At 45.9% G+C, this 18,588-nt stretch carries 13 protein-coding genes and 1 riboswitch; of the genes, 8 read left to right on the plus strand and 5 right to left on the minus strand.

Going from position 1 to position 18,588, the window contains the following annotated elements:
* Positions 1-15: 15 nt before the first annotated feature.
* Both carB and LP667_RS02175 read right to left on the minus strand, forming a co-directional pair.
* Complete coding sequence (gene carB, locus LP667_RS02170; RefSeq protein WP_021732327.1) at positions 16-3,078, minus strand: carbamoyl-phosphate synthase large subunit; 3,063 nt, start codon at positions 3,076-3,078, stop codon at positions 16-18.
* Positions 3,071-4,138 (minus strand): carbamoyl phosphate synthase small subunit, encoded by a 1,068-nt coding sequence (locus tag LP667_RS02175; RefSeq protein WP_021732326.1) that lies wholly within the window; start codon positions 4,136-4,138, stop codon positions 3,071-3,073. The genes carB and LP667_RS02175 overlap by 8 nt, the downstream gene beginning before the upstream one ends.
* 267 nt (positions 4,139-4,405) lie before the next feature.
* On the opposite strand from LP667_RS02175, the gene argC reads away from it, so the two are divergent.
* The 6 genes from argC (at position 4,406) to LP667_RS02205 (ending at position 10,236) form a co-directional block, all read left to right on the plus strand.
* Positions 4,406-5,431: an N-acetyl-gamma-glutamyl-phosphate reductase gene (argC, locus tag LP667_RS02180; RefSeq protein WP_021732325.1), complete on the plus strand. Its 1,026-nt coding sequence runs from the start codon at positions 4,406-4,408 to the stop codon at positions 5,429-5,431.
* A 38-nt stretch (positions 5,432-5,469) separates the two neighbouring features.
* A complete protein-coding gene (argJ, locus tag LP667_RS02185) occupies positions 5,470-6,678 on the plus strand; it encodes a bifunctional glutamate N-acetyltransferase/amino-acid acetyltransferase ArgJ (RefSeq protein ID WP_021732324.1) in 1,209 nt (402 codons plus the stop codon).
* Between the two features lie 15 nt (positions 6,679-6,693).
* The gene (argB, locus tag LP667_RS02190) at positions 6,694-7,440 is read left to right on the plus strand and encodes an acetylglutamate kinase (protein ID WP_021732323.1); all 747 of its coding nucleotides are present in this window, start codon (positions 6,694-6,696) and stop codon (positions 7,438-7,440) included.
* On the plus strand, positions 7,437-8,606 hold the full coding sequence (locus LP667_RS02195; protein ID WP_056988547.1) for an acetylornithine transaminase: 1,170 nt from the start codon (positions 7,437-7,439) through the stop codon (positions 8,604-8,606). Before argB ends, LP667_RS02195 begins: the two co-directional genes overlap by 4 nt.
* A complete protein-coding gene (argF, locus tag LP667_RS02200) occupies positions 8,599-9,621 on the plus strand; it encodes an ornithine carbamoyltransferase (RefSeq protein ID WP_021732321.1) in 1,023 nt (340 codons plus the stop codon). Before LP667_RS02195 ends, argF begins: the two co-directional genes overlap by 8 nt.
* Before the next feature lie 55 nt (positions 9,622-9,676).
* Positions 9,677-9,721: riboswitch (PreQ1 riboswitch) on the plus strand.
* 8 nt (positions 9,722-9,729) lie between these two features.
* Entirely contained in the window at positions 9,730-10,236 is a 507-nt protein-coding gene (locus tag LP667_RS02205; RefSeq protein ID WP_021732320.1) for a QueT transporter family protein, read from the plus strand.
* Between the two features lie 488 nt (positions 10,237-10,724).
* On the opposite strand, the gene cbpA is transcribed toward LP667_RS02205, so the two are convergent.
* The 3 genes from cbpA to LP667_RS02220 form a co-directional block, all read right to left on the minus strand.
* The gene (gene cbpA / locus LP667_RS02210) at positions 10,725-11,363 is read right to left on the minus strand and encodes a cyclic di-AMP binding protein CbpA (protein WP_003643849.1); all 639 of its coding nucleotides are present in this window, start codon (positions 11,361-11,363) and stop codon (positions 10,725-10,727) included.
* A 154-nt stretch (positions 11,364-11,517) separates the two neighbouring features.
* Positions 11,518-12,912: a L,D-transpeptidase family protein gene (locus tag LP667_RS02215; RefSeq protein WP_021732319.1), complete on the minus strand. Its 1,395-nt coding sequence runs from the start codon at positions 12,910-12,912 to the stop codon at positions 11,518-11,520.
* Between the two features lie 222 nt (positions 12,913-13,134).
* Positions 13,135-14,097 carry an L-lactate dehydrogenase gene (locus LP667_RS02220; RefSeq protein ID WP_003642078.1) on the minus strand — a complete coding sequence of 321 codons (963 nt, stop codon included), beginning with the start codon at positions 14,095-14,097 and terminating at the stop codon, positions 13,135-13,137.
* Between the two features lie 322 nt (positions 14,098-14,419).
* Here LP667_RS02220 and pth point away from each other — a divergent pair, with 322 nt between their 5' ends.
* Positions 14,420-14,977 carry an aminoacyl-tRNA hydrolase gene (pth, locus tag LP667_RS02225; RefSeq protein WP_021732318.1) on the plus strand — a complete coding sequence of 186 codons (558 nt, stop codon included), beginning with the start codon at positions 14,420-14,422 and terminating at the stop codon, positions 14,975-14,977.
* 19 nt (positions 14,978-14,996) lie between these two features.
* A complete protein-coding gene (gene mfd, locus LP667_RS02230; protein WP_021732317.1) occupies positions 14,997-18,524 on the plus strand; it encodes a transcription-repair coupling factor in 3,528 nt (1,175 codons plus the stop codon).
* The last annotated feature ends 64 nt before the right edge of the window (positions 18,525-18,588 follow it).

Genomic DNA, 18,588 nt, shown 5'->3' on the forward strand with positions numbered 1-18,588 from the left:
GAAGTGCATGAACAACTAGTGACTCACGTTTGCCGGCATGTTTGCTAGTAAGGTTCGAAGCGTGTCTAGGGCCGTAATTAATGGCTGTCCATGGTTCAATGCAGCGGTGGCAACCGGATTATCAGGGTGGTCATTGAGTGTGAAGCCGAGTGCCTTGGTCGTGGCGGGCCAATCGGCAATGTGAGTGATTGTTGTTACCAAAAGATGGTTGGCTTGGCACAGGGCCTGAACTTCGGGTTGGTCAAAGGTCGTAGCATCAGTGATAATACCATCTGTAACTTGCCAATTGTTAAGGTGATAACTGTCAGCCATCGCCGCGTGCCAAGCGGTTGCAAACGTTGGACCGACTCCTAGCGTTTCGCCGGTTGATTTCATCTCCGGACTTAAGATCACCGGCGCTGCTGGCAGTTTGCTGAAGGAGAAGACCGGGGCTTTGATAGCGACTTGTTGCGGGGCGGGCGTCAAGAGTCCGGGGCGCAAGTTGAGCGATGCTAAACTTTGACCAAGAATCAACTGGGTTGCTAGTTGCGCTAGTGGCAAATGGGTAACCTTGCTCATATATGGAACTGTTCGACTAGCCCGTGGATTGACGTCAATCACGTAGACATCGTCGGTGACGACAAATTGAATATTCATCATGCCAATGCATTGTAAGTGCTGTGCTAATTTGGTGGCAATCGTGACAATCTTGTGTTGGATCGCTGGACTGAGCTGTTGCGGTGGATAGACGGTAATTGAATCACCCGAATGAACGCCAGCGCCTTCAATGTGCTCCATGATTCCCGGAATGAAACAAGCGGTACCATCGGATAGCACATCCACTTCGCATTCAATGCCAGCTAGATACTGATCCATTAAGATTGGCGCACCGTGTCCCGCAGCGACGGCTGATTTGATGACTGGTATCAATTCTTGATCATTATGCACGATGGCCATCGCACGACCACCCAAGACAAAGCTAGGACGAACGAGTAGGGGATAACCAATGGCATGAGCAGCAGGTAACGCTGCACTTAAATTAGTGATGGTCGTACCAGTGGCCTGGTTGATAGTCAACTGATGAAGACAGTCAGCAAAAGCGTGTCGATCTTCAGTTAGATTAGTGGCCGCTACGCTGGTTCCAAGAACCCGGATACCTAATGCGGTCAGCTGTTGAGCCAAATTGATGGCCGTTTGTCCCCCAAATTGTACAATCACGCCAACTGGTTGTTCAAGTTCAATAATTGGCAGCAAGCGTTCAATTGTCAGTGGTTCGAAATAGAGTTTATCCGAGGTTGAAAAGTCCGTTGAAACTGTTTCAGGGTTGTTATTGACAACGATAGCGTGGTAGCCAGCTTGCTGAATTGCTTTGACACAGTGAACGGTCGTGTAGTCGAATTCAATGCCTTGGCCAATTCGGATGGGACCTGATCCGAGTACCAGAATGCTGTGTCCTAGTGGCTGACTCTCGTTAGTTTGACCAAAGGCGGTACTGTAAAAATAAGGTGTAACACTAGTAAATTCACCAGCACACGTGTCGACCATTTTGTAAACGAATGGTAAATCAGCTGTCATAGCAGCGATACTTGTTAGTGAATATTGCGTATAGTGGGCCATTGTTGCCAGGCTCAAACCATATTTTTTAGCCGTTAAAAGGTGCTTAATCGTAGGGGCTTGTTTGATATCACGAATTAGTTGGGTAATATGTTGTAGTTTACTCAAGAAAAATGGCGTGATTTGAGTTAATGTGGCTAACTTTGCTAATGGCCAGCCCGCTTGAAGTGCTGCTAATAGATAGAAGAGACGTTGATCCGTCGGGTGGATTAATTGATCTTCATATTCAGCGGTCGTGATGGGGTGGTCAGGTACTAAAGTTGCTTGGATGCTAGGACTGATTTCAAGGGACGCAATCGCTTTGAGCGTGGCTTCTTCGATTGTCGAACCGATCGCCATCACTTCGCCGGTCGCCTTCATCTGTGTTCCTAAATGGGCGTCAGCCGTTGGAAACTTATCAAAAGCAAAGCGGGGAATTTTGGCGACGACATAGTCTAAGGCGGGTTCAAAAGCAGCGTAGGTTGTTTGTGTCACGGGATTTTTGATTTCCGCTAGATTTAGACCAATCGCGATGTCGGCGGCAATTTTGGCAATCGGATAGCCAGTCGCTTTGGAGGCCAGTGCGGATGAACGGCTGACCCGTGGGTTCACTTCGATGACATAGTATTGCCGACTTTGTGGATCCTGAGCGAGCTGAACGTTACAGCCGCCTTTAATATCGAGCGCCTCGACAATGGTTAACGCCGCCGTCCGTAACTGTTGATATTCGGTGTCGGTCAAAGTCTGAACTGGTGCGTAAACGATGGAGTCACCAGTATGAACGCCGACCGGATCAAAATTCTCCATTGAGCAGACAACAATCTTAGTACCCTGATTATCGCGCATGACTTCGAATTCAATTTCTTTGAAGCCTGCAATACTTTGTTCAATCAGGCATTCGGTGACGGGTGACATGGTTAGTCCTCGTTGTAACGTTTGGGTTAATTCGGCGGCATTATTGGCGATGCCGCCGCCAGATCCTCCGAGCGTAAAGGCTGGACGAACAATGACTGGATAGCCGATCTTTTCAGCAAATATCAATGCATTAGCAATATCGTGAACGGTAGTGCTTGCCGGGATTGGCTGCTGAAGTTGATTCATAAGCGCTTTGAAGGCTGCCCGATCCTCAGCTTGATTAATGGTGGCGAGTGACGTGCCTAATAATTGAATTTTTAAATCACTAAGGACTCCAGCTTGATCTAGGGCCATTGCTAAGTTCAAGCCTGTCTGACCGCCGAGGGTTGGTAGCAAGGCATCGGGACGGGTCGCTTGCAAGATTTTGGTGACACTATTTAAAGTTAGGGGTTCTAAGTAGACTTCATCGGCGGTAGTCGTATCAGTCATAATGGTTGCTGGGTTCGAGTTGATCAAAATAACGTGATAGCCGGCTGCTTTAAGACTCAGACAGGCTTGGGTACCAGCGTAGTCGAATTCAGCGGCTTGCCCAATCTTAATTGGACCGGAGCCAATGACAGCAATCGTATGAATCGTTGTATTTTTAGGCATTAATTACCGCCTCCTTTTGAATGGTTAGTAAGAAATTATCGAAAAATTGACCGGCTTCTTTGGGGCCTGGATGTGCTTCAGGATGAAACTGTACTGACATGACCGCTTGGTGGGGTAACCGCAGTCCTTCGATACTACCATCATTTAGTTCAGTATGGGTGACAATTAGTGGTGTAGCTTTGATTGAGGCTGGATCGACCGCGTAATCGTGATTTTGTGAAGTCATCATAATGCTACCGTCGACACAAGCCTGAACGGGATGATTCAGTCCATGGTGACCAAATGGAAGCTGGTAAGTCCGAGCACCATACGCAAGTGCAATCAGTTGATGACCTAAGCAAATACCGGCAAGCGGATAACGATGTGCCAACTGGCGGATGGTTGCTAAGCAGTCCCCATAATCAGTGGGGTCACCAGGACCATTGGATAGCAGAATACCGTCAGGATGGTAGGCAGCAATGGCCTTGATGCTAGTTGTTGGTGGTAGAACAATAACATCAGCCCCACGTGCCTGCAATTCAGCACTGATTGCTGCTTTTTCACCAAAGTTGAGGATGGCGATACGGGGCTGCTTGGTAGTTGTAACGGCGGGAAGTGGTGTGGCTACTAAGGCCTGTGAAGTTAAAGTAGCGAGCTTGGACTTAAAGTTAGTGACGGGATGATTAGTTAAAATTGCCATCTGGGAGCCTGCTTCTCGGATATGGATCGTTAGGTCACGAGTATCAATCCCTTCGATGCCAGCAACGTGGTGTGTCGTTAGAAAATTGGCAAGTGACTGGCGGCTAGTGTAGTGGTCAGTGAAGGTAGCCAGTTCGTGAACAATAATGGCTTGAGCGCCAACCGTTGGGGCCTGTGAAACGGTCGGATCGATTCCATAATTACCGATTAGTGGGTAGGTAAAGGCAATCATTTGGTTTAAATATGATGGATCAGTCAGCGTTTCCTGATAACCGCTCATTCCTGTATTAAAGACGACGCGTCCCGCGGCCTCTAGTTGGCGCTCTCCGATTGCCGTTCCACTCCATTGTGTGCCATCTGCTAATGTTAAGTACTTGTTCATCCCAATCGCATCCTTTCTGATGATTTGATTAAAATTTCGACTTGCTAATGGAATAAGTAAACAGCAATTTTTGATGGATGTCAATTAAAAATACATAGTTTTTGTATAAAACACTGAATAAAGCTATTTTTATTCAAAAATAAGAATAAAAATGAATATTTTACCAATAAAGCTTGCATTTTTAAAACGATGAGAATATAGTGTGAAACATGTTCGTTGCATGAATATGCGGTTAAGACACTATTTTTGAATATTTGAGGTGATTATATGCAAGTCGCACTAGTTGGCGTTACGGGCTACAGTGGCATGGTACTATACCAGCTTTTAAAACAACATCCACAAGTTGATGGTATTCACTTGTACGGACATGCAGATGCCCCTGCCGTTCCATTAAAGACGGTGGCGACCATGTACCAGAAGGAAACGGCAGTCATTCGACCGTTCGATGCGGCTGCCATTATGCACGATAATGCGATGGTCTTTTTCGCGACATCAGCTGGAATTACGTGCCAACTGGCCTTACCATTCATTGCTGCCCATTTTCCAGTCATTGATTTATCTGGTGACTTTCGTTTACGCGATCCGCAACAGTATCAGCACTGGTATCAGCGCACTCCGGCACCAGTTACCGCCTTAGCACAGGCTAGTTACGGTTTGGCTGATATGCCATCACCGTTGACGACTTACATTGCTAATCCTGGGTGTTATGCAACTGCTACATTATTAGGATTAGCCCCACTTGTGCAGCAACAATTGATTGAGCCAACTTCGATTGTAGTCGATGCCAAGTCCGGGTTATCTGGTGCTGGCAAGCGTGCAACGACTGCTAGTCATTACGTCACTGTCAATGACAATGTGAGCTTATATAAATTGAATCAGCATCAACATATTCCTGAAATGATGCAACAGTTACAACAATGGTGGCCAACCATTCCCGCAATCGAATTTACAACAACGTTGATTCCGGTAACACGAGGGATCATGGCAACGATTTACGCCAAAGCAAAGCAACCACTGACGACAGCACAGGTCCGGGATGCATTTATGACAACCTATCACGAGCAACCGTTTGTGCAAGTGCTACCGACGGGAATGCCAACGATCAAAGATGTCATCGGGTCTAACAACTGTGCGCTCGGGGTAAATTACAATCCAGTCACGAATACCGTTGTGGTTGTGAGCGTGATTGATAACTTAATGAAGGGGGCTGCGGGACAGGCAATCCAGAATTTCAATCGCTATTTTGATTTTGCTGTTACGACCGGATTGCCAACGTTACCTGTATTTCCATGAATCGTGAATATGGTGTGATAAGAGAGGAAGTTATGTAGATGCAAGTTTTAACGAATACGAAATTTGAAACGGTTGCCTTTCAGTGGCCAGCGGGGTTTTATAGTGATGGTATTCATATTGGTCTGCGCCGTCACAAGAAAGACTTTGGCTGGTTGTTTTCAAAGGTGCCTGCCAGTGCAGCTGGAACTTATACGACGAATCAGTTTCAAGCAGCGCCGACTAAGCTAACTAAACTAATGATTGATCAGAATCATCAACTACAAGGTCTGTTATTGAATAGTGCGATCGCCAATTCTTGTACCGGTGAACAAGGGTGGCAGAATGCCCTACAGGAGCAAGCTTGGCTAGCTAATAAGTTAAACGTTACTCCTGATTTGATTGGTTTGGCTTCAACGGGATTGATTGGTGCCCAGTTACCGATGGACAAGATTGAAAATGGCCTGCCACAATTGACGCCAACTAAGAGTGACGCGGTGACCTATGCGGTGTTAACTACGGATCAACATCCGAAAACCGTCTGTGTGCAATGTGAACTTAGCGGCCATTTGGTTACTTTGACGGGTTTTGCCAAGGGTTCTGGTATGATTCATCCCAAGATGGCAACGATGCTCGGTTTTGTAACAACCGATGCGCAAGTTGATGGGGACGTCTTACAAGCGATGCTAAGCGCCAATGTTGATCAGACGTTTAATCAGATTACGGTCGATGGGGACACGTCTACTAATGATATGGTAGTCACGTTAGCGAATGGTTTGGCGGATAATCCTAGCTTACAAGCCGGTACCGCAGACTACGATATTTTTAATCAAGCATTGCACTATGTCTTAGGCCAACTTGCCAAGCAAATTGCGGCTGACGGTGAAGGTGCGACTAAGTTAGTTGAGTGCAATGTGACCCACGCAGCTACGACGGTTGATGGTCAACAAATTGCTAAGGCAATCGTTGGCTCAAATCTTGTCAAGGCAGCCATTTTTGGAGAAGACCCGAACTGGGGCCGTATTATTAGTACGATTGGTGCTACTGATGCGGACATCGACGTAGCAACGGTCGATATTGAAATGAACGGCATCTTACTCGTGCAGCAGAGCTTGGCTGTCGACTTTGATTTGGCGGCGGTGCAAGCAACCTTGCATGATCAGCAGATTATTATCGATGTCGATTTGCACCATGGAACAGCGAGTGGTCAAGCGTGGGGCTGTGATCTAACTTACAACTACGTCAAAATTAACGCGAGCTATCATACTTAAGCGGAGGTGGCGAAAATGACAAAACTAATTGTAATTAAAATTGGGGGCCAAGCGATCAGCCAGTTGAGCGCTGCTTTCTTTGAGCAGATCGCACAGTGGTATCAACAGCACTACCAGATTCTGATCGTACACGGTGGTGGGCCAATGATCAATCGGTTGATGACGCAGTGTGCCGTCCCCGTCCACAAGGTTAATGGTTTGCGGGTGACGGATGCGGCGACTTTGTCGTTAACTAAATTAGCACTGCTGGGCGATGCGCAACCGGCGTTACTCGCACAATTGACACAGCATCAATTACCAGTGTTAGGGCTCAACGCGGCGGATAACCAGTTATTGACTGGCGAGCTGATCGATTATCAACAACTGGGATATGTTGGCCGACTCACTAGTGTCAATCGCGTGCAATTAATACAATTGTTGACGCAACGTATCGGTGTCTTAGCCCCCTTAGCGTTAACGGCCACAGGACAGTGGCTCAATGTCAATGCGGATATGGCAGCGACCGTCCTGGCACAGCAGCTACATGCTGAGAAGTTAGTGTTGCTGACCGATGTTCCAGGCATTATGCATCACGGCAATGTGATGACGTCACTATCGCCACAACAGGCCCAGCAACTGATTAGGACGGCCGTGATTACTGCGGGCATGCAGCCTAAAGTACAAGCTGCCATTGCAGCTATTCAGACGGGGGTCAAGCAGGCTGTGATTACAAATGCGATTGATCAACCAGGAACTGCAATTATTCAGGAGGTGGCCGTATGACCATGCAACACGTCTTTCCAACCTATCAGCGTTTTCCATTTGCCATCACGGATGGTCAGGGGGTTCATTTGACCGATAACCATGGTAAGAGCTACTTAGATTTTACGGCGGGGATCGGGGTGTGCAACTTTGGTTACCAACAATCTCAAATTCAAACCGCTGTCACCCAACAGTTGAAGCACATTTGGCACACGTCAAATTTATACGAAAATGAGTTACAAGATACCGTTGCGGGCCTGTTAGTAAACGGTGAGGACCGCCTCGTATACTTTTCCAATTCGGGAACTGAAGCCAATGAAGCAGCGTTGAAGCTAGCGCGGAAGTACACGGGTAAGACTGGGATTTTAGCGTTTCAGCATTCATTTCATGGTCGGACCTATGGCGCCATGTCAATGACGGGCAATTCCCATATTCAGGCCGGTTATGCGCCATTAGTACCAGGCATTACGTTTGCAACTTATAACGATGACGCGGCCTTGGACAAAATTACGCCGGATTTGGCGGCCGTGATTTTAGAAGTGGTCCAAGGTGAAGGCGGCGTTTTTGCTGGTAAGCGAGCATGGTTGCAAGCTGTGAATACCAAGTGTCAGGCGATGGGCGTTTTATTAATCATCGATGAAGTACAGACGGGAATCGGTCGGACTGGCTACCGGATGGCCTATGAGGGTTATGGACTGGATCCCGATATTTATACGGTCGCTAAAGGTCTGGCAAATGGTCTACCAGTGGGCGCCATGGTCGGTCGGCGACAATTAGCAACAGCCTTTGGTCCGGGTAGCCATGGCTCGACGTTCGCCGGTAATGCCGTTGCCATGGCCGCAGCGAAGTGTGTGTTGGCACAATTAACACCAGCTTTGTTAACGACTGTTCGGGCCCATGCCGAGCTTGTTTGGCAAGCCCTAACGACCCAGGTTGAGCCGTTACCAGTAGTTAAACGCGTCACGGGTAAGGGGCTGATGATTGGGATCCACTTAGATGAACGAGTTCCAGTTAACCAGGTCATCACCCAGTTGCAAGCAGAGGGCTTATTGACATTATCGGCCGGCGATAATACGTTGCGCTTGTTACCCCCAATTGTGATGCAACCAGCCGATCTATTAGCGGGTATTGCCCAGATTGCACAAGTGCTGACAGCTTTGACGACGGAGGTTACGACGAATGAATAATCAATTTGAAGGTCGGTCATTTTTAAAGGAGATTGACTTCACACCAGCTGAATTAACGTATTTAATTGACTTTGCTAGTCATTTGAAGACCCTTAAAGCACACCATATTCCACACCCGTATTTACAAGGGAAAAATATTGCGTTGTTATTTGAAAAGACGTCAACGCGGACGCGCTCCGCATTTACTGTGGCGGCCAATGATCTGGGCGCAAATCCAGAGTTTCTAGGTAAGGACGACATTCAATTTGGAACGAAGGAATCAGTTGTTGACACCGCGAAAGTGCTAGGGTCAATGTATGATGGTATTGAGTTTCGGGGATTTAAGCAAAGCACGGTGGAGGACTTGGCGACCTATAGCGGTGTTCCAGTCTGGAACGGGTTGACCGATGAGTGGCACCCCACACAGATTTTAGCGGATTTTTTAACGTTGAAGGAACACTTTGGTCATTTGAAAGGACTGACGCTGGCGTACGTTGGTGATGGCCGCAATAATATGGCAAATAGTTTACTTGTAGCGGGTGCGATGCTCGGAATCAATATGGCTATCGGGGCCCCGGCAGCGTTACAACCAGCACCAGCAGTTGTCGCGTTGGCTCAGCAGTATGCGCAGACAGCTGGTAGTACGGTTGTGATCACGGCAGATCCTCAGCAAGCCGTGGCCCACGCCGATGCACTGTATACGGATGTCTGGGTCTCGATGGGCGAGCAGGTCGACTATGGCACTCGGATCAAACAATTATTGCCGTTTCAGATCAACGCTGCGCTACTTGCAGCAACCGGTAAGACATCAACAATCGTCATGCACTGTTTGCCAGCACTACACGATGTGAAGACGAAGATTGGGGCTCAACTAGGTGAACAATATGGGATGACGGCGTTTGAAATTACGGATGATGTTTTTCAAAGTCCGCAGGCGGTCGTTTTTGAAGAAGCCGCGAACCGAATGCCAGCAATCAAGGCTATTATGGCCGCAACTTTAGGCAACTTATTTATTCCGACCAGCATTTTCGACTAGCTGTGCTTGCGGGAACAGCGCGAGCGTGCTACGATTATATTCGCTTTGTTTCAATCAATACGTGGTTCGTAACCATCCCACGTTAAAAAACTAGGAGGAATTAAGCGAATGACACAATCGAAAATTCGGCCATGGATCATCAATGCTTTGGTCGCTGCAATGTATGTTGTATTATGCCTAGGCCCTGCAGCATTTAGCCTGGCATCGGGCGCAATTCAATTCCGCGTTTCTGAAGGATTGAATCACTTAGCTGTGTTCAATCGTAAGTATATCTGGGGGATTGTTGCCGGCGTTATTTTGTTTGACGCCTTTGGTCCGGGGGCGAGTCTCCTTAACGTCCTCTTCGGTGGTGGGCAATCATTGCTAGCACTACTAGTATTGACGTGGTTGGCCCCCAAGTTAAAGACGGTTTGGCAGCGGATGCTACTAAACATCGTGTTGTTCACGGTTTCGATGTTTATGATTGCGCTGATGATTACCATGATGAGTAGTGGTGTCGCTTTCTGGCCGACGTATTTAACGACCGCTTTATCAGAGTTGATTATCATGAGCATCACCGCACCAATTATGTACAGCCTTGATCGGGTCTTACACTTTAGTGACCGGATTCAATAGGGTGTAACTGAATTTAATATTAATAACGACCGGCGTAGTATGTGAAGAAGGTTTCTTCGCATACTACGCCGGTCTCTTACTTGTTCATTTAATGAAATGAAAGGTGGCCGCTTTGATTTTTTGTTGACTATTTTGATACTGGAACTTTAAGTGAAATATCAGAGGGCATTCTCTACTTTGTCGAAACGTTCAATTATGACTACGGTCATTCAGAAATAGTAAGTTATCACAATATCTTTTTCGACCTGACAGTTGATTGACAAAATTACGGTTTATGCAAAATAATGATAAGTCCAGTAAAAGTTGAGCACTTCAATCCCACCACGTTCCGTCAATTGACAGAAATGCCTGGAGGTCGGTGGTAGGACGCTCCAGCCAGACATGTTTATGCTAACTCGACTTTTTTTCAGCGGGCCTAAACTGGCCGCTGTTGATCTGAGAATGCAGCGCATTAAAAAAGCCCCAAGGCAACCTCGGGGCAACTATGATTATTCAGCTTGTAAATCTTCCACTTCGATGACTTTGAATTGTTTGCGATTCAAGTTGTCGATAATCCGTTTGAGCTTTTCACTGTCGACATTTTCTGGTAGGGTGAAGAGCGTCCGGTAACCCAGAGTACCGTTTTGAACGTCTAAAGTCAGACAGCCAGCGATTGAAGTATACTTCGTAATAATCTTAGCCATGGCTGCCAAGTCACCACGTTCACCAACGGATACGACCGTCAATACATAACTGCCAACATTGACGTTCCAAGATTGTGATAGCATGTCGAGTAAGCGTGTATGAGTTAGGATACCGTAGAAATAACCATGTTCATCGAGCACTGCGATATATGGCAAATCTTTGATGGAGAAGAAGATATTGTAAAACGCGGAGTCAACTTGAATCGTTTTCGTGGCATTTTTAAGCAAGGTTGTCACGGGAAGCGACATGTCGCCGCCCCGGGACTTGTGACGGTAAATGTGCATCTTATAGATGTTACCACGGAAGATATGACCAGTTTCATCTAAAATTGGAATACAGCGGAAGCCGGAATCTTCTAAGACTTTCAAGGCGTCTTCTAAAGTTGCGTCCGCCGTAATGGTGACGAGGCGTTCTTTAGGCTTAACGAGTGTTTTTAATAGCATAGCAGTTGGTCCCCCAGATTTATTAGTTTGTTTTAATAAATAATACCATAAAACGGCTAGTGACACGTATTATTATGAAGCTGCATAACGCTAAAATGGGATTAAAAAGCCGGCCTGAATAGTATCAGGCCGGCTCAATTAAATTAAATTTAAATTAGAAAACGATGACTGGCGTGCCAACTGGTACAGCGGCAAAAACTTTTTTCATGACAGAAGGGGGCGTATTCACACAACCATGCGAGCCGTGCTTCTTGTACCAAGTACCACCATATTGAGTTTGCCATGAAGAATCGTGAATTCCTTCGCCGGTATCATCGAACGGCATCCAGTAAGAGACTGGTTGGGAATAACTTGAGCCGTCGTCATTATCACCTTTAAGGGTCGCGTTCTTTTCCTTATTCCAGATGTACCAAACGCCCGTTGTTGTGGCGTGTTTACCAGGCTTTCCAGTAACGATGTCCGTTGAAACTTTGAGTTTACCATCGACGTAGACGTACATATGTTGATTTTCTTTATCAACTTCAACGTAAGTGTTACCAATGTCGGTGCCTTTGTTATTGTATCCGGAGCCGCTGGTGATTGGTGAGCGGGTAAAGTCTTTACCCTTCAAGATTTCAGCAGCGAGGGCCTTTGCTTCCGCTTCGGTCTTAATGGTCCAGCCATAAAAGCCGCCACTGACGGATACGGTTCCACGCGCCGTACTCTTGAACTGACGCGTCGTATGATAGGTATGATACTTATCATTCAATTGTTTTACGTAAGTCAAGACAGCACTTTGGTCCAAACTAACTTTGCCCTGCTTATCAACTTTAATCCAACTGAGAATTAAGTCGTGGGGAATCGTGAACTTGTGGCCGTTGATGTTATAAGTGGCTGTTTCAGCGGCGTATTTAGCTGATTTGGCCTTAGCCGTCTTTAAGCTGGTACTCGTGCTTGTGACGGTTGGCGCGACATAAGCCGCTTTAAGGGCGATGTGACTGTCACCATTACTGATGGCCTTAGTCACAACGCGCTTGAGTTTGGCTTGATCCAGCTCAGTTCCCTGAACTTCCTTCTTAATTTCAACTTGGTCATGTCGATAAACTAACTTGGCATTTTCAGTTTTAGTGCGGTTAGTTTGATTAGCGGTTGTAGTGATCTTTTGTAGTAAATTTTTCAGATCAGTGTGATTGATTGTTAGCTGTCCAACTGCTGCACTATCATCAGCCTGAGCGGATTGCAACAGTGCGAGGGGCCAACGCCAATAGTTTTGCTTGGCTGCTAGCTTAGTTAGGTCTTTTTTAGTATTGATCGTAATTCCGGCTGATTTACTGGTGAATGAATATTTTGTCTGACCACTTTCAATAATCCGATAAGTGCGATGCTCTAAAGCCCGGTTAACTTTCGGTGCGGCCTGAGTTGCAGTTTTGCCGCTGACATCAACGCCGGCAATGGAAGTGTTAGTGAGGAACGTTTGTTGGTGTTGCCAGATTAAACTGGTGGCAACATACCCGATGACTAGGAGACCGAGGAGACTGCCCCCAATCATTAGTCCACGTTTATGTTTCATAATTAAGTTGGTCCTCCATATATTTGTAATATTCTCACCTTATAACAGAAGTTACATGAGTGCAAACTTCAGGGCCGGTAATCGTGATAAGAAAGTTTTAAAAATAGTATTTAAATTAGGAAAGTGTAATCACAATGGGCTGCTAGTTTATCCGCAATTAAGCACAAAAAACGCCCGTCTATTATAGGCGAGCGCTCATCATATATTTAATTAGATAAAAGTTTATTTATTTTCTAATTCAGCTAATCCGTCATTAAGCACTTTTTTCAAAGTTGCGGCGGAATCTTGCATCTTCTTGAGTTCGTCAGCTGAAAGTGGTGATTCGATGATTTGTTTCAAACCAGTGCCACCGATCACAGCCGGTGTCCCGATGTAAATGTCGTTTAAGCCGTATTGGCCGTCCATGTAGGCCCCTACTGGTAAAACAGCATTTTCATCACGTAAAATGGCTTTGGAAATCCGCATTAAAGCAGTCCCAATACCGTAGAACGTGGCACCCTTCAAGTTGATGATGTCGTAAGCTTTGTTACGAACACCATCTTCTAGTTTGGCTAAATCTTCGTCAGAAACGCCTTGTTCCTTAGCGACATCACGAACTGGGCGTGTGCCGATGGTGGCAGTTGAGTATGCCGCAAATTCAGAATCACCGTGTTCACCCATGATGTAAGCATCAACGGAACGTGGATCAACATTGAATTGTTTGCCTAACGCAACGCGTAAACGTGAAGAGTCTAAGGAAGTCCCTGAACCAATGACGCGGTCCTTTGGAAAACCAGAGAATTTCCAAGTAGCGTAAGTTAAGATGTCAACTGGGTTAGCAGCAACTAAGAAGATGCCGTCAAAGCCGGAGTCAACCACTGGCTTAACAATGGATGATAGGATATTTAAATTCTTGTTAACTAAGTCTAAACGTGATTCACCTGGCTTTTGAGGTGCACCGGCTGTAATAACAACTAAGTCAGCGTCCTTGCAATCTGAATATTCGCCTGAGTAAATCTTCTTGGGAGCGGTGAATGCTTGGGCGTCTTCAAGATCAAGGGCGTCACCCTTTGTCCGATCTTTAACAACATCGACAATTACAAATTCTTCAGCAATTCCTTGTTGTGCCATGGCAAAAGCGTAACTAGAACCAACGGCGCCGTCGCCGACTAACACAACTTTTTGATGATTTGGCATGCTTGACAAAATAAGTCATCCTCTCGTAGTGAAAATTTAGTTTTACAAGTGAAGTATACCATGTTTGTGCAAAATAAGTGCTAAATTGAACATGCTTTTAATGTAATTATTAACAATGTCCTTAAAACTCTTTGACGGGCGTCGATAAGCCCTTTGTGGTATACTTACTGCACTTAATATACGCTAACTTTTAAACACGTGACTGGCATAGTAGTCGATCACCTGTGAGCAGCGTGGCTGGTCAGTTCGTCACGTTACGCAAAGTTGCCGAATCGGGTCAATACCGGTTCGGCCTGTTTTGGTATGCAAAGTAATAGGAGAAGATAAGTTTATGAAAATGATTGTTGGATTGGGAAACATTGGGCGACAATACGCACAGACGCGGCACAACGTTGGTTTTATGATTGTTGATGAATTAGCTAACAACCTTAACACTACGTTTCAAACGAGTAAGTTTGAAGCGCAGGTTGCAACGGCCTTTCAGGGTGGTGAGAAGGTCTTGCTTGTTAAACCTTCTACTTATATGAATGATTCTGGACGGGCAGTGGGACCGTTGATGAGTTATTACAATGTTGATCCCACGGATTTACTCGTCATCCATGATGACTTGGACTTACCATTAGGCAAAGTGCGATTAAAACAAAAAGGTTCAGCGGGTGGTCATAATGGTATTAAGAGCATTATTAATCATGTTGGCGATCAGCACTTCAAGCGGGTCAAAGTTGGGATTGACCATCCCCAGAAGATGAGTGTTGTTGATTATGTATTGGGTAAATTTACGCCGGCTGAAGTAACTGAATTCAATGATGCGAAGATAACAGCATTGGCAGCGATTGAAGCTTGGTTAGCAAATGATGATTTTGCGGCAGTTATGAATCAATATAACTAGCCCGGGAGGAAACAACAGAATGGATATTGAAACGATTGTTGAGCAAACGCCTGACTTTCAAACGATTTTGGCGGGAATTAGTCCGCATAGTCGGCAATTGATCACGGGATTAAACGGTTCGGCCCGAACAGTTTATTTAAGTGCGTTATTTCATCAATTAACGCATTCGTTACTGATCGTAACTGATAATGGATTTCACGCGAGCCAATTAGTTGATGATTTGACTAGTCTTTTAGACGAAGAACAAGTCTTTTTGTTTCCAGCTGAAGAGATGATTGCGACGGAGGTGGCAACTAGTTCACCGGAATCACGGGCACAACGCGTTCAAGCATTAAACGCGTTATTGAGTGATAGTCCGGCAGTAGTTGTCACTTCGGTCGCTGGCGCGCGGCGCTTTTTACCCCCTGTCGCGCAATTTCAAGCAGCGACGTTATCACTAGCAGTTGGTGCAGATATTGATCTGGAAGTCTTACAACGGCAGCTGCATGACATGGGTTATGTTAAGGAAAAGTTGGTTGCTCGTCCTGGTGATTTTGCTGTGCGGGGATCAATCGTTGATATCTATCCGTTAGATGCAGATTATCCGTTGCGACTAGACTTCTTCGATACTGAAATCGATACACTGAAGTATTTCGATCCGGAGACACAACGATCGGTGGAAAATCTGGATGGCTATACGATTTTACCGGCAACGGATTTTATTTTGACAGCGGATATGTTGCAGGCGGGGGCCAAACGTCTGAAGACGGCGATGACGGCCGAGAGTAAGCAACTCAAACCAGCGGAGCGTCAGACCTTAGCCGATAATTTAGCCCAACCGATTGCTGATATGGAAAAGGGTATTATCGGTAACGATTTACTATTATATGGTGAGTATTTATATGATCGTAAGACAAGTATTTTTGACTATATGAGTGCTGATGGTCTCGTGGTCTTTGAAGAATATTCCCGCCTACTCGATAGTGAACAACAATTGTTAACACAAGAAGCCGACTGGGTTACTGACCAATTAGCACATCATCGCGTGCTGGCGAGTGCGAGTTATGGTAATGATATCCGTGATTTATTACGTGATGATCATCATGCACAACTATTGATCTCACTGTTTCAAAAGGGAATTGGTAATGTCAAGCTATCTCAGGTGACGAATGTCCGAACCCGACCGATGCAGGAGTTCTTCGGCCAATTACCGACCTTGAAGACGGAACTAGATCGTTGGCACAAGTTACAACAGACAGTGGTCTTAATGGTGTCAGAAGCTGAACGGTTGACCAAAGTCAGCAATACGCTTGATGATTTTGAAATCGAAGCGGTGATGACCAAGGCTACTAATCTACAACCGGGTGCGGTTCAAATCGTACAGGGCAGTTTGCAAAATGGTTTTGAATTTCCTGATGGTAAGTTAGTTATTGTGACGGAACAGGAAATGTTCAAAAAGGTTGCTAAGAAGCGACCGCGTCGTCAGACCTTAGCTAATGCCGAACGGTTGAAGAGCTATACGGATTTAAAGCCAGGTGATTACGTGGTGCACGTCAATCATGGGATCGGGAAGTACGTTGGCATGGAGACGTTAGAAGTTGATGGCGTTCATCAAGATTACATCACCATTGCTTATCAGAATAATGCCAAGATTTTTATTCCGGTGACTCAGTTGAATTTGGTCCAGAAGTACGTTTCTTCAGAATCCAAAACCCCGCATATTAATAAGCTGGGTGGTACGGAATGGACTAAGGCCAAGCGCAAAGTCGCGGCTAAGATTGAAGATATTGCGGATGAACTAGTTGATCTGTATGCCAAGCGGGAAGCGGAGAAGGGGTATGCCTTTCCGCCAGATGACAGTTATCAAGATGACTTTGATAACGACTTTCCTTATCCGGAGACACCGGATCAGATTCGTAGTATTAATGAAATCAAGCATGACATGGAACGGCCAAAACCAATGGATCGTTTATTAGTCGGTGATGTTGGTTACGGCAAGACTGAAGTTGCCTTGCGAGCCGCATTTAAGGCAATCGAGGCCGGTAAACAAGTTGCATTTCTAGTGCCAACCACCATTTTGGCACAGCAACATTATGAGACGATGCTGAATCGGTTTGAAGGGTATCCGATCAATGTCGGCATGCTGTCACGGTTCCGAACGACTAAGGAAATGAAGGAGACCGTCCAACAGTTGAAGAATGGTGAGATTGACATCGTTGTGGGGACTCACCGGTTGCTGTCCAAGGATGTCGCTTTTGCCGACCTAGGACTACTGATTATTGATGAGGAACAGCGGTTTGGCGTCAAACACAAGGAACGACTAAAAGCACTGAAAGCAAGCGTCGACGTCTTGACCTTAACAGCGACGCCGATTCCGCGAACACTACACATGTCGATGTTAGGCGTTCGGGACCTATCAGTGATTGAGACCCCACCAACAAACCGGTATCCAATTCAAACGTACGTCATGGAACAGAATTTTGGCGTCATTAAAGAAGGTATTGAACGGGAAATGCAACGCAATGGTCAGGTCTTTTACTTGCACAACCGGGTGCATGATATTGACAAGGTAGTCGCGCAGATTAAAGATTTAGTCCCAGATGCGGCGGTTGCCCATATTGATGGTCAAATGCCGGAGTCACAACTAGAGGGTATCCTCTATGATTTTATTCGTGGCGAGTACGATGTGTTAGTGACCACGACAATCATTGAGACCGGGGTTGATATTCCAAACGTTAACACCTTATTTGTGGAGAATGCTGACCGGATGGGCTTGTCACAGTTATACCAGTTACGTGGGCGCATTGGTCGTAGCAGTCGGGTGGCCTATGCATACTTTACTTACCAGCAAAATAAAGTTTTGACGGAAGTTGGTGAGAAGCGGTTACAGGCAATCAAAGACTTCACAGAACTCGGATCCGGATTCAAAATTGCAATGCGTGATTTATCGATTCGGGGTGCTGGGAATTTATTAGGTAAACAACAACACGGCTTTATTGATTCGGTTGGGTACGACCTATATACTCAGATGCTGTCAGAAGCGGTGGCGAAGAAACGTGGTCAGGCGGCCAAGGTTAAGACGGACGCGACTGTTGAGTTAGGTATTGAGGCGTACTTGCCGACTACCTATATTGAAGATGAACGGCAAAAAATCGAAATTTACAAACGAATTCGTCAGTTGGAAAATAATGATCAGTACATGGAAGTTCAAGATGATTTAATGGATCGTTTCGGTGACTATCCGGTAGAAGTTGCTGGATTATTAGCGGTAGGTAAGTTGAAACTGTTGGCGGATGATGCACTGATAGAAAAAATCCAACGCGATGATAGTGATTTACACTTAACGCTATCTAAACAGGGGACGGCTAAGCTAGATACTAAAGATATCTTTAAAGCCTTGGCAAAAACTAAATTAAAAGCGACAGTTGGAATTGATGATGATAAAATGAAGGTTAAATTAGTCATTCAGCCAAAAATGGAGCAGGATGAGTGGCTGGCACAACTGACCCAGTTTGTCGAACAGTTAAGTTTGATCTTGGCAGAAGACGACGTGGTCAGTGCGTCCTAGATTAGTGCTTGTCGTTGCTTTGAGTGCTCATAGGACGGCTGGTCGAACAGTTGCTAAGTAAATC

This window comes from Lactiplantibacillus paraplantarum, from assembly GCF_003641145.1.
GTDB lineage: Bacteria > Bacillota > Bacilli > Lactobacillales > Lactobacillaceae > Lactiplantibacillus > Lactiplantibacillus paraplantarum.